The following is a 23,885-nucleotide window of genomic DNA, read 5'->3' on the forward strand; positions in this document are numbered from 1 at the left end:
ACGCTAATATCTGATTTTAAGAAAATCGACAATGCTTGAAAAAGCTCGCTCAAAGCCATTAAAGCTATGATCGCCGCCAAATTCAATTAACTGTTTACATTGTGAGTAATACTTTATTGCGTGCTGAAAATTTAACACTTCATCCCCTGTTTGCTGTAATAAGTACATCAGTTCAGGGTGTTTTAACTCTGTCACCGTTAATGCTTTTAACGCATCTATATGACGAGATTGTAATTGGTAATTATAATCTTGATACGGATTATAATTAGGCCCAAGTATAGGCTCTAATAATGTATATGGGGCAACGGCAGGATTAATTACCACCGCAGGAATTTGATAACGCTGCGATAAATACGTGGCAAAAAAACCACCTAGCGAGCTGCCCAATAATACGGTATTCGGTGTTAATAGTTGTTCAAGCGCTATAATAGCCTCTACAGGCTCATGATTTAAACGCGGCACACAATAATCAACATCATAGTGTGCCATAAGCTCACCAAAGCGCACAGCTTTATATGATTTTTCAGAGCTATTAAAACCGTGAATATAAATTACCCGTTTAACCATACCACGTCCGAGTGTATGTGCAGCTGTTGTTGCTCAGCATTTAAATACAGCATGCGATAAGCTGACCCTTTATTTTCTTGCTGCCAAGTCTCACTGTGTTTACTAAACTGCACGCAACTTGCAGGAGTGGCGTACACATTAAGCCCTCTAAACTGCTGTTGGTAGTCATTGTGAACATGCCCATGAAACAGCGCATCAACGCGGCCATTATTAACTAATAAATTTAATAGTTGCGGCCCATTTTCTAGCATATGTTTATCTAGGTAGCCATTAATAGGCAATGGGTTGTGATGACAAAATGCAATGTGGCGATTGCTTGAATTAACTAAGCACGCCATAATTTCATCCAAATGTGTGGCGCTAACCCACCCTGCTGGTGTATCACCTTTAGAGTTAATTAATATTAGCTCAATTCCTTGTGCCACTATGTGTTTAGCGTGTTGTATTTGTCCACCACTAATTAAATTAAGCTGTTCAATCTCATCATGGTTACCAGGCACCCAAAATACGGGGCAATCAACGTCACTATTATGAATAAGTTCTGCAAATAATAAATACGAATTAAAGCTGTGATCTTGCGTTAGGTCACCACCAAATATCAACGCATCAGGCTGCTGCTTTGCTATATCGGCCAATGCTTTAACAAAATGTTCAGCGGTATTAACGCCAAAGTATTCAGCATCTTTATCACTAAAAAGGTGGCAATCAGTTAGGTGTGCAATTCGAAGCGTAGTTTGTTCAAAATAATAAGTGTCATCAAACCAAGCCATTATTTACATCCCAATTAAGTGTTGATTGACCTCTTTCAACACACGCTACCAACCAGTCATACAAAAAAGCATTTAACTGATATTTTTCATCTTTTTGATGCATTTTTGGGTTAGGGTAACCATAAGAAGGCTTAATTCGTTGGTGGTAGTCATGATGAACAATTTCAGCCACCTTCGCATCATTGTACAAACGTACCGTTAAATACAGCGGTGCAATGCCAACGAGCATGCCATTTAACTGTTTAATAGACACATCGAGTGTGTATTTGGCACTATCATCTATGTGAATTGCAAATTCACTGTGGCCTAATTTAATTTCTCTTACATTGCCAATCACTCGATCATGAGGCAGTAATTTTAAAAGGCGTACGTAATTGTGCTCACAAAGCGTTAAATACTTTGGAAGGCTTTGAATGTACCGATTAGTGGTTAAAATTGCTGTCAAAATACCGCCATTACTATTAAAAATTAAAAACTATGCCCACTTTTTACGTATCTTATCGCGATTTAGCGCTAACCATTGCAAGCTAATTACGGTAGCGGCATTATCTATTTCACCACTATTAAGTCGCTGCTGTGCTTCGTCTACGTGCATAATATGGGTTTTAATATCTTCACCTTCGGTTTCTAACCCATAAATGCCAGTACTCATTTGGCTTAAATCGGCGTGAGCTAAATATAAGAACAAACGCTCTGTAGTACCGCCGGGGCTTGAAAGGTAAGACAGCATAAACTCAAGTTCTGTTAAATTAAGCCCTGCTTCTTCAAACGCTTCTTTTTTAACAACCGCTTCGTAATCTTCACTGTCATCGGTCATACCCGCTATACATTCTAACAGCCAAGGCGTATGTTTGCTTTTAATTGCGCCAATTCGAATTTGTTCTATGAGCAATACTTGCTCAGTCACTGGATCATAAGGTAATACCGCGACCGCATCGCCACGCTCTAAAATTTCTCGACGAATAACCTCAGACTCTCCACCTGCAAACAAGGCATGCTGAAATTGATAAAGGTTTATTTTAAAAAACCCCTTATACAAATTTTCAACCGGTTTTAATCTCACATCATCATGGGTAAATTGAGTACGACTTTTATTCGCCATGTTTTTTATTTCCTTTTTGAAAGCGTAGATACATCAACGCCTTGATTGCAAGCCCCATTAAAACGCTAAATTGAGCGAATGAGGCGTGTTAGGTATATATTCTGTTACACTTGAGAACGTTGTTTTACTAATTTTTTTTTTAGTTATTAAGTAAAACAGGTTAACATGCCTGTAGTACAAAAATTGTCTAAGGACCGAACATCACATGAAAAAGAACATCCTTGCAGCACTGGTTAGTTTATCATGCGCATTGGGCTCAACCGTAGCCAATGCTGAAGATTTACTTCAAGTTTTTGAAATCGCAACAGCCAACGATCCTACCGTTTTAAAAGCAAAAGCCCAAGCTGATGCTCAATCATACCAAAGCGATCGCGCTATGAGCGCATTATTACCGCAAATTGGTTTGACTATGGGTTATACAAAGTCTGACTCAACTTCCTTCAGACAATCTGAAGATTTATCTTCTATTAATAAAATTAATTCTGAAAGCGACGAGTTTTCTCGTGGTATTAGCTTAAGCCAAACGTTATTTGATTTAGGCGCATGGAATTCATTAGGTATAGCCGACAAACAAGCACTTCAAGCAAGCGGCCAATACGACTTTGCCAAGCAAAACCTAATTGTTCGTGTTGCTGAGGGTTATTTTAACGTACTTAGCGCTATTGATAACCTTGAATTTGTACAAGCTGAAAAACGTGCCATTGAGCGCCAACTTGAACAAACTAAACAGCGTTACGCTGTAGGTTTAACAGCTATTACCGATGTACATGAAGCACAAGCACAATTTGATAACTCAGTAGCGCAAGAGATCATTGCTAATAATGCGGTAGAAACAGCCCGTGAGCAGCTACGTGAGATCACTGGTAAGTATCACGCAAAACTTGATATGTTAAACACCAAAACGTTTTCTACTGTTAAGCCAAGTACGCCTGCAACTGATTTAGTTAAAATAGCTAAAGACAAAAATTTGAATCTGCAGGTATCAAAAATCACGGTTGATATAGCTAAAGAACAAATTGAACTCGCAAAAGCAGGTCATTATCCAAAACTAACGTTAAATGCTAGCTACGGCGACTCATTGACAGATAGCGAGTCAAATGGCGTTAGTTTTGACGATCAACCTCGTTCAGATTCTAGCTCTATTGGACTAAACTTTAGCGTACCACTTTACTCAGGTGGCGCAACGGTTGCTGCAACAGATCAAGCACGTGCATTTTACGTTGCTGCTAGCCAAGATTTTGAAACCGATTATCGTGCAGTAACTCGCTCTGTAATTACTTCTTACAATCAAGTGGTATCTGACATTGCGACATTCAAAGCGCTTGAGCAAGCGGTTATCTCAGCAGAAAGCGCATTAAAAGCCACTGAAGCGGGTTTTGAAGTAGGTACACGTACAATCGTTGATGTACTGATCAGTACGCAAAACTTGTACAATGCAAAGCGTAATCTTGCTGATGTGCGTTATCGTTATGTTGTATCAACGCTTCGCTTAAAACAAGCGACAGGAACATTAAGCCGTGAAGATTTAGTGGGTATAAACCAAGGTTTAAATACTGTTAACTAAGCAGACGACTTCATTATAAATAATCACTAAAGCCAGCTTTTTGCTGGCTTTTTGTATTTTTTAACACATAGCGTTAAACTAGGGTCTGTTGACCTTTCAAGGTTAAATTTGCAGCAGCCTGTTTGGTATTAAGGCAAGGCAGAGCCTATGTGGTGTGGTTATTCCCCATTAATAGGCGATAACGCCGCATTAATGCCAAACAGGCGCTGCCCGAAGGGTTCTGCCTAGGGGCAATTAACTCTTTGTTGCTCGGTTTTTACTTAGCCCACTAGGTTACAAACCTCGCGCCGCGATTAAATTGCCCCTAGTTTGAACAAATATTAATCCGCAAAGGTCAACAGACCCTAGCCTTTTATTTTTAGAGAAATTTTTGTGGTTAACTCATCCCCTTTTAAAGCCTCTTTTTTAGGTCCTCGTTACTGGCTAACCTGGATTGGTGTTTTGTTTTTATATCTCATTTCTTGGTTACCGCAAAAACTACAATTAGCTATGGGTAAGCAGCTAGGACGCTTGGTTCATAAATATATGAAGCGTAGAAGGCATATTGCTGAGGTTAATATTAAACGCTGTTTCCCCACAATGAGCGAAGCCGAGCAACAACAACTGGTACTTAAAAATATGGAAAATACCGGTATTGCCATGGTTGAAACCGGTATGGCTTGGTGGTGGCCACAATGGCGGGTCAAAAAAGTACTCGGGTCAATAAAAGGGCTTGAGCACTTTGAGCGCGTACAACAATCAGGAAAAGGTGTTTTATTACTTGTTCCACATATACTTCATCTTGAAATGACAAGTCGTGTAATGGGTTTGAAGTGCCAAGGTATTGGCTTTTACCGCCCGCATAACAATCCGCTTATGGAATACTTTACCACCAATGGACGTCTTCGCTCTAATGAATACATGGTTGGGAAAAAAGACGTAAAAGGATTATTAAAATCATTAAAAAATAAAAAGCTGTGTTATTACTTACCCGATCAGGATTATGGCCGTAACCGCTGTGAGTTTGTGCCTTTTTACGCAGTACCCGATACAGCAACCACCACTGGTACACTAATGTTTGCAGGTAGTAAAAACTGCGAAACAATGAGCTTAATTGCTTACAGGGATAACAACGGAAAGTATCACTTAGAAATCGTACCTGAGCTTGAAAATTTCCCAAGCGGCGATGATAAAGCCGATGTAACACGTGTTAATCAGCGCATGGAGCAATCAATAAATGCCGCCCCTGAACAATATATGTGGTTGCATAGACGTTTTAAAACACGCCCAGATAAAGACGCTCCATCTTTTTATTAAAGATGGGTTATTAAAATAACAAAGACGAGTAACAGCCATGTGGTTTTGGATTAGATATATACTTTTAGCTTTATTGTTAATTGGTGCAGCCATTTACTTTTTACTAAATGGTACATCGTCGCTCAATTATCAACAAACCACTAATGCTGCGGCTGAGGGATTATCGCGGTTTTATGCATCAATTAGAGATAGGATTACTACCGATAAAGACAATGACAAATTTGTAATTGAACTCGAAAAACCCGATCTTAGTCTCGACAGAGCGCTAAACCAACGCTCTTTTGTAGTAGAACCCATGCCTTTAAATTGGAGTGGAGAAGTAGGCCCGCGTCGCTTTCAACCTGATTCAACCTTACGTACCGTTCTTACCCAATATGCTAATAACGAAGGGGTTACATTATTATGGTACTTAGATAAGGATTACGTTGTTAAAGATCACTTTCGAATCGATAGCAGTTTTAATTCCGCTTTATACCGCGTTAGCCGCTCTATTAATGATGACTTTTCAAATGAAGTATATGCATTCTTTTGCCCTAAACAACGTGCAGCGGTAATTACCGAGCTACCGTCTGAATTTGTACGTACACACTGTTTAAAGCTAAGTAATTAACTGCGATTTATAGGCGCTCAATAATAATCGAGCGCCTATGTATTTATTCAATTTAATTCAAAAATAGCCTGCCATATCGACGTGACATTTTTAATATCTTCACTAAAATCTTCACGTTTTACGCAGCGACCCTGCTGATCTAAGCTCAACACATGATAGCGTGAGCGATAATCTATATAGGCTTTAATAAGTTGCTGTTTCTGTGTGTCTGTAATGCAACCAATTTTAGCCGCGTCCGTTAAAATTCTGACATTGTCAGAATAGTCGCATAAATGGGTAAATTCATGAGCGTACTTTAATACTAAATATTGGGTGATAAACTCAATATCGGTCATCGCCCCCACGTCTTGTTTTAAATCAAACTGCTGTTCGTTACCTTTAGCTAAATGACCACGCATTTTTTCGCGCATTTTAATTACGTCGGTCTTTAGCAGTTCAACATCACGTTTTTGACACAATATCTCGGCGCGAATTTGTGCAAAACGCGTTACTAATTCAGTTTGGCCTAAAATCAGTCTCGCTCTCACTAAAGCTTGATGCTCCCACGTCCATGCTTGGGTTTGTTGATAATGATTAAAACTCTCTAAGTTAATCGCTAATAACCCTGATGCCCCCTCTGGGCGAAGTCGAGTATCTAATTCATATAAAATACCTGAAGCAGTACGGGTATTAAATAAATGCATTAATCGTTGCGCTAGTTTTAAATAAAACTGTCTTGAGTCAATTGCTTTGTCGCCGCTGGTGTAGCTGGTACCGTCATGGTTATGCACGAACACTAAATCGAGATCAGAGTCATAACCCACCTCAAAACCGCCAGTTTTTCCATACGCAATAACGGCAAAGCCTTTATGCTCATCATCGGTATTGGGTGGCATGCCAAAACGTTTAACACAATGATACCAAGCAATATTAACAGCCTGATCAACTATTGCTTCTGCAAGTGCAGTTAAGTGATCGCTTACTTTCATTACATCAATTACGCCAGTGGCATCTGCGGCAGCAATCCGTAACTGATGAGTTTGTTTAAACTGACGTAATGCCTCCATTTGTTGTTCAAGATCGTCATGTTCAATACGTAAAAAATACTGTCTTATTTCATCTTTATATGCTGTTAATGGGGTCGGTTTGTATAGCACTGCAGGGTCGATAAGTTCATCGAGCAAAATGGGATACAATGAAATATGCTCTCCAATCCACTTACTATGGCAACAGAGCAAAACTAACTGCTTTAACGTTCCAGGGTTTTCATACAACAACTCTAAATAAGCGGTGCGCGAAATAATTTTATTTAGTATTTGGCATACCGTTGTAAACGCACTGGCAGTAGCATTAAAGTCATTTAATTGCTTGAGCAATGCAGGCATTAATTTATCAAGAATATCGCGTCCACGGTTGCCCACTTTGGCTTTAGATAGGCGCTGTTTGAAGTCATGTAATGGTGTTTGCCACTCTTCTCTTGGTTCATTCAAAAAGCTAACATCACCATGATCCCAAGTACTTATAAACGCGCCTTCACAAGTATCAAGTGGTTCGGTTTCTTCACCAATTACCTGAATAAACTCATTATGAATTTGCGCCATGACCTGTTCTATTTTTTCAATAGCTGAGTCAAAATTACCTTGCTTCAACAATACATTCAGCCGTTGCTGATTTAGCTCATCATCAGGCAGAGTTTGTGTTTGCTGATCATCAAAAATCTGTAGGTATTGCTCTACCATACGTAAATAAAGATAGTTATTTTTAAGCCCTCTGGCTTCATGCTCATCAATCACTTGGCTAAAAGTTAGCTGCTCTAATGCAGTTAATAGAGATTGTGTTTGTAAATTTGCTTCTCTGCCGCCCCTGACCATTTGCAATGCTTGAACAATAAATTCAACTTCGCGAATGCCGCCACCACCTAATTTAATATTATTTGTTAAGCGCTTACGACGCACTTCTTGGGCAATCATGAGTTTCATTTTTCTAAGCGATTCAATCACCGAAAAATCAATATAGCGGCGATAAACAAAAGGTCTCAGCAAGGTATTAAACTCCTGCCAATAACGATTAGGCGTGCCAATTAAACGCCCTTTTAACATCGCATAGCGCTCCCAATCACGCCCTTGCTCTTGGTAGTAATCTTCAATGGCATTAAAGCTCATCACCAACGGACCACTTTCACCAAATGGGCGCAGACGCATATCAACCCGAAATACTTGGCCATCCACGGTGCATTGGTTCAGGGCTGTAATTAACTTTTGGGCCACTTTAGTATAAAAAACAGATGCTTCGAGCGAGCGACGACCGCCTTGGGTTTTAACGTTGCGGGGGTATGCAAAAATAAGGTCGATATCAGATGAGTAATTTAGCTCTTGCCCTCCTAACTTCCCCATGCCTAGTACCATTAATGGTAAAGCGTTTTTATCTTCATCTAATGGTTCACCATTAGTTTTAGCAACATTATTGTAGGCCCATTGATTAGCACTATCTATCAGTTTATTGGCAAGTTCACTAATGTATTTAATGCTATCCGCAATTGAGTTTTCACAACATAAGTCTAAAAAAGCGACTTTTAGCCAGTACTTTTCACGATATTGGCGCAGTAATTGATGACACTGCTGCTCTTCGACTTCATTAATATTAAGTGTTGCAAAGGGATCTGAAATTTCTCTATTGTTAATTTCAACTTCGCATAGCAACCAAGACAACAGCGAAGGTTGAGAGCTTAAACTGCGCCAAGAAAAATCACTTAACGCTAATAAACGCACGATTTGCTGCTGGATTTGTTGTTCGGGATACAGCGTTGCAAAACGCGTTTCACCCAGTTTTTGTAATTCAATAGGAAGCTGCGTGTCGTTACTCATCAATACCCTCTTTTATCTCACCAATAACCATACTAGAATGGTTAAAAACCTATCAAGGTAAATCTATTTAGGAACACCATGTCATATTTATCATTATCTAACACTAGTTTAGTTGCGATTGCTATTAGTTTTGTGGTTATTTGTATTATTATCATCAGTTTAAGAATTATTACTCAAATAAAAGCAAAACAAGCACTTAAAGAAGAATTAGCGCAACATGATAACTTTGCAATGGGAATTAGTTTTGCTTCTGAAATATCAGTGGTGATCGCCACAATGGCATTTTTGTTCGATGAAATTAGTGTTAGCACCGCTCAATCAAATCCACTGAAAGTCATTTTGTTAATTGTGCTGTTATTTTCGTTTATAAAAATGGGACATTTAATCCACCGTAAGTGGATATTACGCCGCTTTAATGAAGAAGCAGCTATATTAAAACAAAACGTTTGTGCGGCGCTGGTTGATTCAGGCATGCTGATTGCCAACTGCATTTTAGTATTGGGTTTATATACGTGGACACACACTCAAGGCTTTAGTAATTTATTAATAGCCTCGGTAAGCTTTTTTGTTTTACAAGGCATGTTTGCCCTAGACAGTAAAATACGCGAAAACCGCTTTGCTAAAGCCAACCAAGGGGCCTCGTTGCAAAGTAACTTTGGTTTAGAAAACACCTCCATTGGTATTCGCTATGCGGGTAAATCAATAGGCTTAGCTCTTGCTGCATATGCTGGTTTATCGAGTGCGGCGTTTCAAAACGGTAAAATGGTAGAGAACTTATTTACTTTGGTAATGCATTGCGGTGTGATGTGGCTGTTACTATACTGTTTAACGTATATTATAAAAATTATTTCAATGCCAAATATAGATACCGCACTTGAAGTCGACCATCAGGATAATATTGGCATTGCCTGTATTGAATTTGCTGTATTTTGTGCTATTGGTTATTTATTAATAAGTATGTTTTCAATTTAGTACCAAACTCATTAAATTTAGCCGTTGCTAAACGTCCCTATTTAATTGTTTGGTAAATTAACAGGGACTTTAGGTATATGGCAATTAAAACAGGAAGTTATCTATTAATTGATATAGATAACGAGTTCAGTCGAGCATTTGTAAAGTATTACATAAATACTAATGATGCTGCTAAAAAAGACATCATTATAGCCGGTGCGAACACGCAAAAGCTGGTTAAAATGATGTTTGATGAACTCGTTAAAGATTATTGCTATTGCGATATTGAGAACGAAATCAGTATTTCAGAACTGGCCAGCTACCTTCACGAACACCATAATGTTCAAGGCGTATTATTCAATCAAACAGATTATTTGCTCGCTGATGATACACAGCGCTTTATTTATAATTCATTACATGAAAAGCGCTATATTATTAGTCAAACCAATCATGGCTATGACATTAACCCCATAAATGAAGAGTGCCATTCAAATCATTTGTCCTGTGATACCGATATAGCCCAAACCGCACAAGAACTAATAGAGCTTGCAGTCCCTGAATATGAAAAATAAATAATTGCACCCAAGCCTTTGCTTACTTACCATAGAGGGATATAACTTCTATGTAAAAAAAGTGATTTGCCATGCGAGTGCCTCATATTTATCAATCATCACCAATTGCCCTTAATACTCCTTTAAACCTTGACGATGATGCTGCTGGGCACATAGGTCGAGTGTTGCGCATGAAAGTGGGCGAGCAGGTTTCTATTTTTAATGGTGAAGGCGGAGAATTCCTCAGTGAAATTATTGAGGTGAGTAAAAAGAGCGTGGTTGTTATGCCACTTGAATTTAATCCTCATGACGTTGAATCACCATTAAAAATTCATTTAGGCCAGTGCGTATCCCGTGGTGACAAAATGGATTTTACCATTCAAAAGTCTGTTGAATTAGGGATCACTGAAATCACTCCTATTTTTAGCCAGCGCTGCGGCGTAAAACTAAGTGGCGACCGCTTAGAAAAAAAACACCAGCAATGGCAAAAAATAGCCATTGCCGCATCAGAGCAATCTGGGCGCAACTTTGTGCCAAAAGTACACTCACCTGTTGATTTAAAAACCTGGCTTGAACAGCAAACAGCTGCCATTAAATTAACTTTGCATCCTCGCGCCGAACACAGTATTAAAACTATTACCATTCCCGATGACGGCGTGCGCTTTTTAGTAGGGCCGGAAGGCGGATTTACTGACGATGAAATAGCACAAACAAAGCAACAAGAATTTGTAGATATTCGCTTAGGCCCGCGGGTACTTCGCACAGAAACAGCAGCGTTAACCGTTTTAAGCGCACTGCAATTACAATTTGGCGATTTAGCTAATTGAAATAACAAAAAGCACCCACATATCAAGGTTACAGTTGTAAAAAACACATAAATTAAGGCACAGCGCATGGCAATTAAGTTAGGTATTATTTCAGATCCTATTAGTGGATTTAATATTAAAAAAGACACCGGTTTTGCAATGATGATGCAAGCGCAAACCCGTGGCTACGAAATTTACTACATGGAAATGGATGATTTATCGCTGCGTCAAGGCAATGCCTACGCCACTGCAGCCAAAGCGCAGGTTTTTGATAACGCAGAAAAATGGTACCAACTTGAAGAAAAAACCACCATTGCGCTGGCTGATTTAGACGTTATTTTAATGCGTAAAGATCCGCCTTTTGATACTGAATATATTTACGCAACCTATATTTTAGAACGTGCTGAGCAAGCGGGTACTTTAGTTATTAATAAGCCACAGAGCTTGCGTGACGCCAATGAAAAACTTTTTACAGCTTGGTTTAGTGAGCACACACCTGATACATTAGTTACGCGCAGCCAAAAGCAAATCCGTGAATTTTTAGCCCAGCACAAGGATATTATTTTAAAACCACTGGATGGTATGGGCGGTGCTTCTATTTTTAGAGTAAAAGCAGATGATGCCAATATTGGCGTAATATGCGAAACCTTAACTGAGCATGGCAGTCGCTTTGCGATGGCGCAAAATTACATTGAAGAGATCACTCAAGGTGACAAGCGCGTATTGGTTGTTGATGGTGAAGTTATTCCTTATTGCTTAGCGCGTATCCCACAAAACGGCGAAACGCGCGGTAACTTAGCCGCCGGCGGACGTGGTGAAGCACGCCCAATTAGTGAGTCAGATCTTAAAATTGCTCAAGCAGTTGCCCCTACATTGAAAGAAAAAGGCTTAATATTTGTTGGCTTAGATATCATTGGCGATAAGTTAACTGAAATTAACGTAACAGCACCAACCTGTGTTAAAGAAATTGAGGCCGCTTACGACATTTCTATTACCGGTATTTTATTTGATGCCATAGAGAGAAAACTTAGCTAAAGCCATAGCAAACTTTAAGCGCTGACGCTTCTATAGTCATCGCTTAAAGTTGAATAAATTTTTAGTGTTAAAACATGGGACTATGCCATACTCAAGATTCAATAACTAAAGGGGTAAAAATTATGCAGTCATTAGAAAATCATTTTTTAATCGCAATGCCATCAATGCAAGACCCTTTTTTTAAACGTGCGGTCACTTATATTTGTGAACACAATGAAGAAGGCGCTATGGGACTTGTTATCAATCAACCGATTGATGTTACCGTAGGTGAGCTACTCGACAAAATTGATATTGATAACGATAAGTCGCAACATGCCGCGCAAGTGACAGTGTATGCTGGCGGGCCGGTAAAAACGGATCGTGGCTTTGTGCTACATTCACCAAAACCGGGGTATTCGGCAAGCCAAAAATTGAGCAGTGATATTATGATCACTACCTCAAAAGATGTATTAGCCACATTAACTACTGCTCAAGCACCCGAGCAATTTATAATTACCTTAGGTTACTCAGGTTGGGAGCAAGGCCAGCTAGAACAAGAGCTACTTGATAATAGCTGGTTGATTATAAAAGCCGACCCTAAAATAATTTTTGATACCCCAGTGGAAAAGCGCTGGGAAATGGCAGTCTCTATGCTTGGTTTTGATGTTAGCCAATTAAGCCCCGAAGCTGGACATGCTTAGGGTCTGTTGACCTTTGCTGATTAAAATTTGTTCAAACTAGGGGCAATTTAATCGCGGCGCGAAGTTTGTAACCTAGTGGGCTAAGTAAAAACCGAGCAACAAAGAGTAAATCGCCCCTAGGCAGAACCCTTCGGGCAGCGCCTGTTTGGCATTTATGCTGCGTTATCGCCTATTTATGGGGAATAACCACACCACAAAGGCTCTGCCTTGCCTAAATACCAAACAGACTGCTGCAAATTTAACCTTGAAAGGTTAACAGACCCTAATAACATAAAAGACAAACATGACTAAAAAAACAGTAAAACCGCAAGGTGAGCGCACCGTAATGGGATTTGATTTTGGTACTAAGAGCATTGGTATTGCAATTGGTCAAGAATTGACAGGCAGCGCCACCAGCCTAAAGGCGGTGAAAGCTCAAGATGGCATCCCTAATTGGGATGACATTGCTGTACAGGTAAAAGAGTGGCAACCTGACTTAATGGTGGTTGGCTTACCGCTTAATATGGATGGCACTTCTCAAGAGGTTACCTTTAAAGCCAAAAAGTTCGCCAACCGTTTGCATAATCATTACGGTATAGCGGTTCATACTCAAGATGAGCGCTTAACTACCGCTGATGCTAAAGCACGGTTGTTTGAACGTGGTGGTTATAAAAACTTAGGTAAAGGCAACGTAGATAATATGTCTGCGGTGATAATTCTAGAGAGCTTTTTTGAAGCCAGTTATGGCGAATAAATTGATTTAACAAAAAAAGCGCTTAAAGCGCTTTTTTTATGCGTGGATTTAGATTTGGGTCTATTAACCTTTGCGGATTAAAACTCGTTCAAGTAAGGGGCGATTTAATCATGGCGCGAGGTTTATAACCTAGCTGGCTCGATAACTGCTCCTACGTTATACTACTGGCTTATATCCATGTAGGCAGCAACGAGTTAATTGTCCTTAGGTAATATTACCTTTATCATCAAGGCCATCAATGGTTACACCTTGCAAAAAGCCTGCCCCTTGCTGCTCGTTATTACGCAGTTTTATCATTAAACGTAAATCATTTGGCGAGTCTGCATGATGAAGTGCATCGGCATAGTTAATCCGTTGCTGTCTGTAAAGCTCAAACAGCGCTTGGTCAAAGGTCTGCATGCCCATTTCAGTTGATTTGGCCATAGTTTCTTTAATACCACCAATGTTACCGTTTTTAATCAGCTCACTCACCATTGGCGTATTCAATAATACCTCTATAGCAGCAGCACGTCCCTCACCATCAGAGGTAGGGATAAGCTGCTGGGCAATAATAGCGCGTAAGTTTAATGCTAAATCATATTTAAGCTTATCGTGCTTCTCTTTTGGAACTAAGTGCATAATACGATCAATAGCTTGGTTAGCATTGTTAGCATGTAAGGTGGCAACACATAAATGACCTGTTTCTGCAAAGCTTAACGCATACTCCATAGTTTCTTGCGATCGAATTTCACCAATCAAAATAACATCAGGCGCTTGGCGTAAAGAGCTTTTTAGTGCTGACTCAAAACTTTCAGTATCTAAGCCCACTTCACGTTGAGTAATAATGCTTTTTTTATGTTCATGAACAAACTCTATTGGATCTTCTATAGTTAAAATATGCCCACGTTGATTGCGATTTCTATAACCAATAAGCGCCGCCAAAGACGTTGATTTACCGGTTCCCGTACCACCGACAAATAATACCAGTCCGCGCTTTGACATAATCACATCTGTAAGCGCTGAGGGCAATCCAAGTTCTTTTACATCAGGTATTTGGGTCACAATCCGGCGAATAACCATCCCCGCTCTATCGCGTTGCCAAAAAGCCGAAATACGAAAGCGCCCTTCGCTGGTTGCAATCGCAAAGTTACACTCTTTGGTGTTATGAAACTCTGCTTTTTGCTTTTCACTCATCGCTGATTCAACTAATTCCAGCGCTTGCTCATCGGTTAGCTTGTCATCATTAAGAGGTATCAGCTCGCCATTAATTTTAGCGCTAATAGGCAGCTGGCTTGATACAAATAGATCAGAGCCTTTTTTGTCGATCATTATTTGTAAAAAGTGATTTAGAGATAAAGTCATAATAATTCCTTAAGCGCTAAACTGCGTCTTATCTTGTGCTTTTGTATACGCCGCTGAGTGAGTGATAATGCCTCTGTTAACAAGGTTTGTTAAACATTGATCCATGGTTTGCATGCCCTGCGACGCACCGGTTTGAATCGATGAGTACATTTGAGCAATTTTATCTTCACGAATTAAGTTACGAATAGCAGGCGTTGCCAACATGATTTCGTGTGCAGCCACTCGCCCTCCACCGACCTTTTTGATCAGTGTTTGTGAGATAACCGCACGCAATGATTCCGAGAGCATAGAGCGGATCATGTCTTTTTCTTCACCAGGAAATACGTCAATAATACGGTCAATGGTTTTAGGTGCCGACGTGGTATGCAAAGTGCCAAACACTAAGTGACCAGTTTCAGCAGCAGTCATAGCAAGGCGAATAGTTTCTAGATCTCGTAGCTCACCTACCAAAATAACATCAGGGTCTTCACGCAATGCACTTCGCAAGGCATTAGAAAAACTATGTGTATCGCGGTGAACTTCACGCTGGTTAATTAAGCTGAGTTTATTATCGTGCACAAATTCGATAGGATCTTCAATGGTCAGTACATGATGATGTTTATTTTGATTTATATAGTCCACCATGGCTGCGAGTGTAGTCGACTTACCTGAGCCTGTAGGGCCGGTAACTAATACTAAGCCTCGTGGGTTATCTGAAATTTGTTTGAATATTTCCGGCGCGCCCAAATCTTCAAGTGTCAATACATCACTCGGGATAGTACGAAACACGGCAGCAGGACCACGATTAGAGTTAAAGGCATTTACACGAAAACGTGCTAAATTAGGGACTTCAAAAGAAAAATCCACTTCGAGATTTTGTTCATAGTCCTTACGCTGGTTATCGTTCATAATGTCATAAACCAGACTGCTGACTTCTTTATCTCCAAGTGCTGGTATATTAATACGTCGCACATCACCATCAACACGTATCATAGGTGACACCCCTGATGATAAGTGCAAATCTGATGCTTTATGTTGCACACTAAATGCCAATAATTCGGTGATATCCATTTATGACTCCACAACTAACTGATAAATATATGGTTACAATAGCAGAACGACTCACATCCGCCTACGCTAGAATTGCAGAGGCAGCGCAAAATGCACAGCGTAATAGTAACGAAATTACGTTACTTGCAGTATCTAAAACCAAACCCGCCTCTGATATTATGGCAGCTTATGAGCAAGGGCAACGCCAATTTGGTGAATCTTATGTTCAAGAAGCTGTAGATAAAATAGCGCAACTAGCCACATTTAGCGATATTGTTTGGCATTTCATTGGCCCTATACAGTCAAATAAAAGCGCTTTGGTGGCTGCTAATTTTGACTGGGTACAAAGCGTCGATAGACTAAAAATAGCAAAACGCTTAAACGCTCAGCGCCCACAGGAAATGCCCGCTCTTAATGTACTGATACAAGTTAATATTAGCGCAGAAGATGCTAAATCAGGCTGTACCATAGAAGAGATTGACCAACTAGCGCAATTTATAAGTCAGTGTTCACAGTTAAAATTACGCGGACTAATGGCTATTCCTGCAAAAAGTGACGATGCTAACACGCAAATTCAATATTTTGAGCAATTACAAACTTGCTTTGATAAACTACAGACCCAATATCCTCATATAGATACGTTGTCGATGGGGATGAGTAACGATGTAGAGACTGCCATAGCGGCAGGTTCAACCATGGTGAGGATCGGCACAGATATTTTTGGAACACGAACTTAAAAGGTGATAACAGACATATGTCAGATAAAAAAATCGCATTTATAGGCACAGGTAATATGAGCTACGCCATCATTGGTGGCATGGTAAAAAACGGCTTTAACGCAAACAATATTATTGCAACTAACCGCAACCAAGAAAAACTAGCCAAGGTAGCATCCGACTTTAAGGTGCAAACCACCAGTGATAATAACGAAGCTATGCGCGATGCAGATGTCATTGTTCTGTCTGTTAAACCACAAATGATGGGCGACTTGTGCCAATCATTTCAAGATTCAGGCATCGACTTTAGTGATAAATTATTTATCTCAGTCGCTGCAGGCTTAACCGTTAAACGCTTACGTGAAATGCTTGGCCAAGATGTGAAAATGGTGCGTTGTATGCCAAATACACCGTCGTTACTTGGCCGTGGTGTATCGGGCTTATATGGCGCTGGCGAAACGCAAAGCGAACATGAATTTGTACAACAAGTTTTTGAATGTACAGGTATAGTTGTGTGGGTAGAGCAAGAATCGCAAATTAACGATATCATTGCTGTGACAGGCTCATCGCCAGCTTACTTTTTCTTATTTATGGAAGCGATTGAAGAAAAAGCGAAAGCACTTGGCTTTAATGATGAAGACGCGCGTCGCTTAGTACAGCAAACAGCGCTAGGCGCAGCTGAAATGGCACTTAGCCAACCAGATATTAGCATTTCGCAACTGCGTGCAAATGTAACCTCAAAAGGCGGTACCACGCATGCAGCTGTTGAGCATTTAAAAGCGCAAGGTTTAACCCAAACTGTGGGTGATGCAATGGATGCGTGTATTGCGCGTGCAGTGCAAATGGAACAAGAACTTTAAAACCATTTTTTATTGAAGGTTATACTATGAATGCCATGCAATTTTTAATTAGCACCTTGTTTGATCTATTTTTAATGGTGGTACTACTGCGTTTTTGGCTACAGTGGGCAAAAGCCGACTTTTACAACCCGATGAGCCAATTTGTGGTCAAAGCCACTTCGTTTGCAGTTAACCCGCTGCGAAAAATCATTCCAGGGCTAGGCGGGCTTGATTTAGCCTCTTTGTTGCTGGCATTTATAGTGGCTGCGGCAAAAATAAGTACATTAATGTGGCTTATTTATAGCTCTTGGGCTATTCAACCTGTGCTTATACAGGCGCTAATAACTGTTTTAAAAGAAGGTTTAAATTTAGTCTTTTGGGTGTTAATCGTCCGCGCTATTTTAAGCTGGGTAAGCCAAGGCTATAACCCAATTGAAGCGGTATTCCATCAGCTTACTGAGCCAATGTTAAAGCCGATCCGTAAAATCTTACCTCCACTAGGAGGCTTAGACTTATCGGTATTGGTACTGATCATCGGCATTCAGTTTTTACAAATGCTGCTAATGGACCTTTTAGCTTAAGCACAACGTAATATAAAAGAGGCCTAGCGCCTCTTTTTTACATACTCAGGAGTTAACCATGCAACGTTTAATAAAGTTTTGTTTTATTGCTTGTCTCGCTTTAGCATTTAATGCACACAGCGCTCAAGAACAAGGCGCCCAATACAAAGAACTAGGCCCTTGGCAAGTTCATTACATAGCCTTTCCATCAACGTTTATTCAACCGCAAATAGCTAAAGCCTATGACCTTGAGCGTAGTGGCTATAAAGGTATTGTTAATATTTCAATATTAAAAAATAATGCAGATAAAGCCGCTCAAAAAGCGACATTACAAGGTATCGCTAAAAACTTATTAGGTAACAAGCAAACCCTTAACTTTAAAGAAGTCGTTGAAGGCGATTCAATTTATTACCTAGCACAAGTAGATTACACCAACGAAGAAATTTTACGTTTTGAAATTGAAATCCAACAAGGTAATCAGTTTCAAACATTAAAGTTTAAGCAAAAATTTTACGTAGATTAAATATGACCAACACCTTAGTACTTGCAACCGGTAACCCCGGAAAAGTGAATGAGCTGGCTAACATGCTCAGCTCACTTAATATTAATGTTGTACCGCAAAGCGACTTTAATGTCAGTGACGTAGCCGAAACAGGCACCACGTTTGTAGAAAACGCGATAATTAAAGCGCGTCATGCGGCTAAAATTACCGGACTGCCTGCTATTGCAGATGATTCAGGCTTAGAAGTGGATGGCCTGAATGGCGCGCCAGGTGTTTACTCTGCTCGTTTTGCAGGAAATAGCGCAAGCGATCAAGATAATATCGATAAATTACTGGCTGATTTAGGCAACAACCCTAATCGCAGCGCTCGCTTTTGGTGTGTGTTGGTACTAATGCGTCATGCCGACGACCCTACTCCACTTATTTGCAGTGCTAGCTGGGAGGGCGAAATTACCCTTAGCCAACACGGTAAAGGTGGCTTTGGTTACGATCCTATCTTTTTTGTACCATCAGAAAATTGTACCAGTGCAGAGCTTACAAAAGAGCAGAAGAATGCACTAAGTCACCGTGGGCAAGCACTTAATAAATTACTACAAGAGTTACAACACAAAGGCGGCCTGTGAACCTTCCTCCACTGAGTTTATATGTGCACGTGCCTTGGTGCGTGCAAAAATGCCCTTACTGCGACTTTAATAGCCACGGGCAAAAAGGTGACATCCCTGAAGCTGAATATGTACAGCACTTAATTGACGATTTAAAAGCTGATTTACACTTAGTACAAGGGCGAAAAATTCACAGTATTTTTATTGGCGGCGGCACGCCAAGCCTATTAACCGGCGCAGCATATACCCGTTTACTCAATGAAATCGATAACCTAATTGGTTTAAGCGATAACTGTGAAATAACCCTTGAAGCAAACCCGGGCACAGTCGAAACTGGCCGTTTTAAAGATTATGTAAAAGCAGGGATTAACCGTATCTCTATTGGCGTGCAAAGCATGCAAAATGATAAGTTAAAAGCCTTAGGCCGAATTCATGGTGCCGATGAAGCCTGTTATGCGGCACAACAAGCTACTGAAGCAGGGTTGAATAGCTTTAACCTTGATTTAATGCATGGTTTACCAGGGCAATCTCTCGATGACGCACTAAGTGATTTAAAACAAATTATTGCCCTGAGCCCTCCACATATTTCTTGGTATCAGCTCACCATTGAGCCTAATACACAATTTGCTTCAAAACCGCCCACGTTGCCGCAAGATGAGACCTTATGGGATATTCAAGAACAAGGCCAAGCATTATTAGCACAAGCAGGCTATCAGCAATACGAAATATCGGGGTATGCAAAACCGGGCTTTCAATGCCAACATAACTTGAATTATTGGCGGTTTGGCGATTATCTTGGTATTGGCTGTGGCGCCCATGGTAAGGTCACTGATGCGAAAACGGGGGTGATAACACGCACTGAAAAGGTTAAACATCCACGGGGCTACATGGACATTATTAAGCCCTACTTGTACAAAAGCTGGCAAGTAGAACAAGACGACTTAGCGTTTGAATTTTTTATGAATCGCTTTCGTTTAACAGAGCCATGCCCGATTGAAGACTACAGTGCACTGACTAATCAGCCATTACAAAGCCAACAAGCGGCTTTGAATAAAGCCATTAACACAGGTTTATTAATAGAAAAAGACGGCCATTGGCAAGTAAGCCTTAAAGGCCATCGCTTTTTAAATGACCTGCTAGAATTGTTCGTATAACGCTTTTGGCGTTATGCGCATGTAAAGTAAATACATGAAAAATTAAAATACCCTAATGGGTTTCTAACAACAAAAGGGAAACGAATGCGTAAACTTACTCTAATTGCTGCCACGGTAAGCGTGGCACTGCTTGCTGGTTGCCAACAAGCAACACAACAATCAACGCCAGCACCGGCGGTTCAAGCTCAACCGGTACAAAGTGAAATTGATAAAGCGAATGCTTTTTTTGAAGACACTTTTAATCGTGATGTAATGAGCAGCCCAGTTTATCAAACCTACATGGGCATCAAAAAAGATTACGATAAATGGGATGACAACAGCGAAGAAAAAGCGCTTAAAGACTTGGCGCAAACTAAAGCCGATTTGGTCACCCTCAACAGCATTAACCGTGCGCAATTAGATGCAGCGACTCAAGTAAGTTATGATTTAAAAAAACAAGATTTAGAAGCCAGCATTGCTGATTTTAAATGGCGTTACCATAACTACCCAGTAAACCAGATGTTTGGTACGCACTCTATGGTGCCGGCTTTTTTAATTAACCAGCATCAAATTAGCAACGTAAAAGAAGCCAACGATTACATTGCTCGTTTAAATGGGGTGCCAGGTGTATTTGAGCAACTTATTACCGGCTTAGAAATTCGCGCCGATAAAAACATTATTGCACCTAAATTTGTATTTCCACACGTGATTGATTCAAGCAAAAACATCATTAAAGGTGCGCCGTTTGAACAAGGTGAAGATTCTACGCTTTTAGCTGACTTTAAACGCAAGGTAAATGCATTAGAAATCGACCAAGCTGAAAAAGATGCACTTATTAGTAAAGCGACTAAAGCATTAAAAACAGCAGTTAAACCTGCTTACTCTAAGTTAATTAACTACATTGCACAGCTAGAAAAACGTGCTGATGACCGTGACGGTGCTTGGAAATTCCCTGATGGCGAAGCGTTTTACAATAACGCGCTTAAACGTACAACTACGACAGACCTTACTGCAAAAGAAATTCATGCTATTGGTCTTGCCGAAGTGTCACGTATTCATGATGAAATGCGTGCTATTAAAGATAAAGTTGGCTTTGAGGGCGACTTAAACGCTTTTATGCAGTTTATGAAAACCGACAAGCAATTCTACCTTGCTAATACTGAAGCGGGTAAAGCGCAGTACCTAAGTGAAGCTAAAGGCTTAATTGATAACATGAAAACACGCTTAGATGAGCTGTTTATTGTAAAGCCAAAAGCCGACATGATAGTAAAACGTGTTGAAGCTTTCCGTGAAAAAGCGGCAGGTAAAGCGTTTTATCAACAACCTGCGCCAGATGGTTCTCGCCCAGGTATTTACTACGCCAACCTATACGACATGGAAGCAATGCCAACTTACCAAATGGAAGCTCTAGCTTACCATGAAGGTATTCCGGGTCATCACATGCAAATTGCTATTTCACAAGAATTAGAAGGCGTGCCTAAGTTCCGTAAATTTGGTGGTTACACAGCCTACATTGAAGGTTGGGGTTTATACTCAGAGTTACTACCAAAAGAAATGGGCCTTTATGAAGACCCGTATTCAGATTTTGGTCGTTTAGCTATGGAGTTATGGCGTGCCTGTCGTCTAGTGGTTGATACCGGTATTCACGCAATGAAGTGGACTCGCCAAGAAGGTATTGATTACTACGTTAACAACACTCCTAACGCCACTTCTGACGGTGTAAAAATGGTTGAGCGTCATATTGTAATGCCATCACAAGCAACGGCTTACAAAGTAGGTATGCTGAAAATATTAGAACTACGTGAAGCAGCTAAAGAGCAACTTGGCGACAAGTTTGATATTCGTCAGTTCCACGACGTAGTGCTTAAGAATGGCCCTGTACCACTGAACGTTCTAGAAAACTTTGTTGATGAGTGGGTTGCTAGCAAACAAGCTTAATTATCAAGTAACTACTTAAACATATAAAAGGTCGCAATTGCGGCCTTTTGTTTTATAAAGCAAAAAATTAAGCTAGGATAAAGTAGGTATTCAAGGAGAACAGAATGGATCTAAGCATACAGCTACTCAATGCGCGTATTAAACAACAACAGTTTGATGAGCTTGATAACGACTTTAAAAAGCTTACTGACGCTCAAAAAGTGATGCAGCTTAATTACCTGTTTGAAAGCGCGTTACGCATGAGTATTAAATACGATTTTATGCAAAACATTGCCGTGCGAATTTTAGCGAGCAATACGCCACCAGCGCCGTTTATTGAAAAGCTAACCAGTTTAGATGCACTGAGCTTTTTTACTCCTGCGCTTAAATTAAATAAAGGCTTTATTAGTACAGATAGCCATGGCAATAACGTGTTACATAATGTGTTCAAGCACGCAGCGCCGAGTCAATTGCCTTTTAACTATGTTCGCTCGTTAATGTTATTTGAATCTAATGAAGAGTTACTGCATGCATTGGCGCAAATCAATCAGTACGGGCTCACTCCTGTGGCCAGCTATATCGTTTATGCACATAAGCCTAACATTCCGGTAAAGCATGAATTCTCAGCCTTACTGGCATTAATGGAAATAGAACAAAAACAAAATCCTAGAGCAAAATTACAATTGCTTGAGGCATTAAAAAACGACCCTCCAAGCGAAATTACCTTGCTATTAAGCGCCGCATATTTACAGCGCTCTACTGAACAAGTAGCGGCACTAATCTGATAAGTAATATTCTACGCTAGTAACCACGCGTACATTTTTAATTTGCGGTGTGTTTGAATCCCGATCGCTAATACTAAACTGCCCTTGGCGTGCGGTTTTAATTTTACCTAAAAGGGAGTTTGAATCTTTCGCAAATTTATTTGCTACTTCACGAGCTTTTTCTGTGGCTTCTTGCACCATGGCTGGCTTTATATCGTTAAGCCCAGTAAAAATATATTCAATACGAGTTTGATAGTTATCTTGCACTATGGCTATATTTTGTTTAGCTAACTGACTCACTTTACTCAGTGCGTTTTTAACTTTATCAGGGGCATTAGAGTAAACAATAATATTTGAGCTAATAACGTATCTAAACTTTTGATTGTCGTTCGCGTATTCACGCGCTTGCTTATCAATAATAGATTGAGTGCCTGTCGATATTTCCTCATCGTCAAAGCCATGTAGCTTTAAAAAGGCAATTACAGCATCATTTTTTTGCTCAACTCGCTCAACAAGCTTTTCAAGGTTGTTATCGGCGTCATTAAACTGCAGCGGCCAAATAACAGTATCAGCGACCACTTCACGCTCTGCTAAGCCTTTGACCTGAACAGTGCGCTCCATGCCTTTAATATCAAGTGCGGCTCCTTTGATGATAAAGCCCAATGCAATTAAGCCGATGCTTAAACAAACTGCTGCCATAACAACGGTTACATTCGATATTTTATTCACTTCACTCTCCTTGATTAGGGTCTGTTGACCTTTGCGGATTAAAATTTGTTCAAACTAGGGGCGATTTAATCGCGGCGCGAGGTTTGTAACCTAGTGGGCTAAGTAAAAACCGAGCAACAAAGAGTAAATCGCCCCTAGGCAGAACTCTTCGGGCAGCGCCTGTTTGGCATTTATGCTGCGTTATCGCCTATTTATGGGGAATACCACACCACATAGGCTCTGCCTTGCCTAAATACCAAACAGAC

25 protein-coding genes are annotated in these 23,885 nt (G+C 40.2%); 17 read left to right on the forward strand and 8 right to left on the reverse strand.

Annotated elements, in window-relative coordinates; genetic code table 11:
- Positions 1 to 3: 3 nt before the first annotated feature.
- Genes FLM54_RS12860 through FLM54_RS12875 form a run of 4 tightly spaced genes read right to left on the reverse strand, consistent with a single transcriptional unit; the run spans position 4 to position 2,439 of the window.
- Entirely contained in the window at positions 4 to 567 is a 564-nt protein-coding gene (locus FLM54_RS12860) for a YqiA/YcfP family alpha/beta fold hydrolase (RefSeq protein ID WP_138608429.1), read from the reverse strand.
- The gene (locus FLM54_RS12865) at positions 552 to 1,337 is read right to left on the reverse strand and encodes a metallophosphoesterase (RefSeq protein ID WP_138608427.1); all 786 of its coding nucleotides are present in this window, start codon (positions 1,335 to 1,337) and stop codon (positions 552 to 554) included. Before FLM54_RS12865 ends, FLM54_RS12860 begins: the two co-directional genes overlap by 16 nt.
- On the reverse strand, positions 1,324 to 1,782 hold the full coding sequence (locus FLM54_RS12870; RefSeq protein WP_138608425.1) for a DUF1249 domain-containing protein: 459 nt from the start codon (positions 1,780 to 1,782) through the stop codon (positions 1,324 to 1,326). The genes FLM54_RS12865 and FLM54_RS12870 overlap by 14 nt, the downstream gene beginning before the upstream one ends.
- A 30-nt stretch (positions 1,783 to 1,812) precedes the next feature.
- Entirely contained in the window at positions 1,813 to 2,439 is a 627-nt protein-coding gene (locus FLM54_RS12875; protein ID WP_138608423.1) for an NUDIX domain-containing protein, read from the reverse strand.
- A 205-nt stretch (positions 2,440 to 2,644) separates the two neighbouring features.
- Here FLM54_RS12875 and tolC point away from each other — a divergent pair, with 205 nt between their 5' ends.
- From tolC to FLM54_RS12890, 3 genes are all read left to right on the forward strand, one after another.
- Entirely contained in the window at positions 2,645 to 4,003 is a 1,359-nt protein-coding gene (tolC, locus tag FLM54_RS12880; RefSeq protein ID WP_138608421.1) for an outer membrane channel protein TolC, read from the forward strand.
- 372 nt (positions 4,004 to 4,375) lie between these two features.
- Positions 4,376 to 5,299, forward strand: a complete 924-nt coding sequence (gene lpxL, locus FLM54_RS12885; RefSeq protein ID WP_069439864.1) for an LpxL/LpxP family Kdo(2)-lipid IV(A) lauroyl/palmitoleoyl acyltransferase — start codon at positions 4,376 to 4,378, stop codon at positions 5,297 to 5,299.
- Between the two features lie 37 nt (positions 5,300 to 5,336).
- Positions 5,337 to 5,909 carry a toxin co-regulated pilus biosynthesis Q family protein gene (locus tag FLM54_RS12890; RefSeq protein ID WP_138609258.1) on the forward strand — a complete coding sequence of 191 codons (573 nt, stop codon included), beginning with the start codon at positions 5,337 to 5,339 and terminating at the stop codon, positions 5,907 to 5,909.
- Positions 5,910 to 5,956: 47 nt separating this feature from the next.
- On the opposite strand, the gene glnE is transcribed toward FLM54_RS12890, so the two are convergent.
- Positions 5,957 to 8,752, reverse strand: a complete 2,796-nt coding sequence (gene glnE, locus FLM54_RS12895) for a bifunctional [glutamate--ammonia ligase]-adenylyl-L-tyrosine phosphorylase/[glutamate--ammonia-ligase] adenylyltransferase (RefSeq protein ID WP_178956566.1) — start codon at positions 8,750 to 8,752, stop codon at positions 5,957 to 5,959.
- A gap of 78 nt (positions 8,753 to 8,830) precedes the next feature.
- Here glnE and FLM54_RS12900 point away from each other — a divergent pair, with 78 nt between their 5' ends.
- The 6 genes from FLM54_RS12900 to ruvX all read left to right on the forward strand — a co-directional run bounded on the left by FLM54_RS12900 (position 8,831) and on the right by ruvX (position 13,508).
- Entirely contained in the window at positions 8,831 to 9,724 is an 894-nt protein-coding gene (locus FLM54_RS12900; RefSeq protein WP_178956567.1) for a hypothetical protein, read from the forward strand.
- 77 nt (positions 9,725 to 9,801) lie between these two features.
- Positions 9,802 to 10,275: a hypothetical protein gene (locus FLM54_RS12905; RefSeq protein ID WP_178956568.1), complete on the forward strand. Its 474-nt coding sequence runs from the start codon at positions 9,802 to 9,804 to the stop codon at positions 10,273 to 10,275.
- Between the two features lie 71 nt (positions 10,276 to 10,346).
- Positions 10,347 to 11,081, forward strand: coding sequence for a 16S rRNA (uracil(1498)-N(3))-methyltransferase (gene rsmE / locus FLM54_RS12910; protein ID WP_178956569.1), 735 nt, complete (start codon positions 10,347 to 10,349; stop codon positions 11,079 to 11,081).
- Between the two features lie 66 nt (positions 11,082 to 11,147).
- Complete coding sequence (gshB, locus tag FLM54_RS12915; protein ID WP_138609469.1) at positions 11,148 to 12,095, forward strand: glutathione synthase; 948 nt, start codon at positions 11,148 to 11,150, stop codon at positions 12,093 to 12,095.
- A gap of 122 nt (positions 12,096 to 12,217) precedes the next feature.
- Positions 12,218 to 12,775, forward strand: coding sequence for a YqgE/AlgH family protein (locus FLM54_RS12920; protein WP_010391585.1), 558 nt, complete (start codon positions 12,218 to 12,220; stop codon positions 12,773 to 12,775).
- Positions 12,776 to 13,058: 283 nt separating this feature from the next.
- The gene (gene ruvX / locus FLM54_RS12925) at positions 13,059 to 13,508 is read left to right on the forward strand and encodes a Holliday junction resolvase RuvX (protein WP_013465849.1); all 450 of its coding nucleotides are present in this window, start codon (positions 13,059 to 13,061) and stop codon (positions 13,506 to 13,508) included.
- Positions 13,509 to 13,712: 204 nt separating this feature from the next.
- Here ruvX and FLM54_RS12930 read toward each other — a convergent pair whose 3' ends face one another.
- On the reverse strand, positions 13,713 to 14,849 hold the full coding sequence (locus FLM54_RS12930; RefSeq protein ID WP_138609270.1) for a PilT/PilU family type 4a pilus ATPase: 1,137 nt from the start codon (positions 14,847 to 14,849) through the stop codon (positions 13,713 to 13,715).
- 9 nt (positions 14,850 to 14,858) lie between these two features.
- Complete coding sequence (locus FLM54_RS12935; RefSeq protein WP_010391590.1) at positions 14,859 to 15,899, reverse strand: type IV pilus twitching motility protein PilT; 1,041 nt, start codon at positions 15,897 to 15,899, stop codon at positions 14,859 to 14,861.
- A gap of 2 nt (positions 15,900 to 15,901) precedes the next feature.
- On the opposite strand from FLM54_RS12935, the gene FLM54_RS12940 reads away from it, so the two are divergent.
- The 8 genes from FLM54_RS12940 (at position 15,902) to FLM54_RS12975 (ending at position 22,932) form a co-directional block, all read left to right on the forward strand.
- Positions 15,902 to 16,615, forward strand: coding sequence for a YggS family pyridoxal phosphate-dependent enzyme (locus FLM54_RS12940; protein ID WP_178956570.1), 714 nt, complete (start codon positions 15,902 to 15,904; stop codon positions 16,613 to 16,615).
- Positions 16,616 to 16,632: 17 nt separating this feature from the next.
- Complete coding sequence (gene proC, locus FLM54_RS12945) at positions 16,633 to 17,454, forward strand: pyrroline-5-carboxylate reductase (protein WP_138609266.1); 822 nt, start codon at positions 16,633 to 16,635, stop codon at positions 17,452 to 17,454.
- A 26-nt stretch (positions 17,455 to 17,480) separates the two neighbouring features.
- Positions 17,481 to 18,014, forward strand: a complete 534-nt coding sequence (locus FLM54_RS12950; protein WP_178956571.1) for a YggT family protein — start codon at positions 17,481 to 17,483, stop codon at positions 18,012 to 18,014.
- Between the two features lie 58 nt (positions 18,015 to 18,072).
- A complete protein-coding gene (locus FLM54_RS12955) occupies positions 18,073 to 18,516 on the forward strand; it encodes a DUF4426 domain-containing protein (RefSeq protein ID WP_055012523.1) in 444 nt (147 codons plus the stop codon).
- A 2-nt stretch (positions 18,517 to 18,518) separates the two neighbouring features.
- A complete protein-coding gene (locus FLM54_RS12960) occupies positions 18,519 to 19,118 on the forward strand; it encodes an XTP/dITP diphosphatase (protein ID WP_138569545.1) in 600 nt (199 codons plus the stop codon).
- Positions 19,115 to 20,251 carry a radical SAM family heme chaperone HemW gene (gene hemW / locus FLM54_RS12965; RefSeq protein ID WP_138609264.1) on the forward strand — a complete coding sequence of 379 codons (1,137 nt, stop codon included), beginning with the start codon at positions 19,115 to 19,117 and terminating at the stop codon, positions 20,249 to 20,251. The genes FLM54_RS12960 and hemW overlap by 4 nt, the downstream gene beginning before the upstream one ends.
- A gap of 84 nt (positions 20,252 to 20,335) precedes the next feature.
- On the forward strand, positions 20,336 to 22,168 hold the full coding sequence (locus FLM54_RS12970; protein WP_178956572.1) for a DUF885 family protein: 1,833 nt from the start codon (positions 20,336 to 20,338) through the stop codon (positions 22,166 to 22,168).
- Between the two features lie 104 nt (positions 22,169 to 22,272).
- The gene (locus FLM54_RS12975; protein ID WP_178956573.1) at positions 22,273 to 22,932 is read left to right on the forward strand and encodes a hypothetical protein; all 660 of its coding nucleotides are present in this window, start codon (positions 22,273 to 22,275) and stop codon (positions 22,930 to 22,932) included.
- Here the strand turns inward: FLM54_RS12975 and FLM54_RS12980 are convergent.
- Positions 22,924 to 23,640: an SIMPL domain-containing protein gene (locus tag FLM54_RS12980; RefSeq protein WP_075169840.1), complete on the reverse strand. Its 717-nt coding sequence runs from the start codon at positions 23,638 to 23,640 to the stop codon at positions 22,924 to 22,926. The genes FLM54_RS12975 and FLM54_RS12980 overlap by 9 nt on opposite strands.
- Between the last annotated feature and the right edge of the window lie 245 nt (positions 23,641 to 23,885).

The organism is Pseudoalteromonas sp. Scap25, assembly GCF_013394125.1.
Taxonomy (GTDB): Bacteria; Pseudomonadota; Gammaproteobacteria; order Enterobacterales; family Alteromonadaceae; genus Pseudoalteromonas.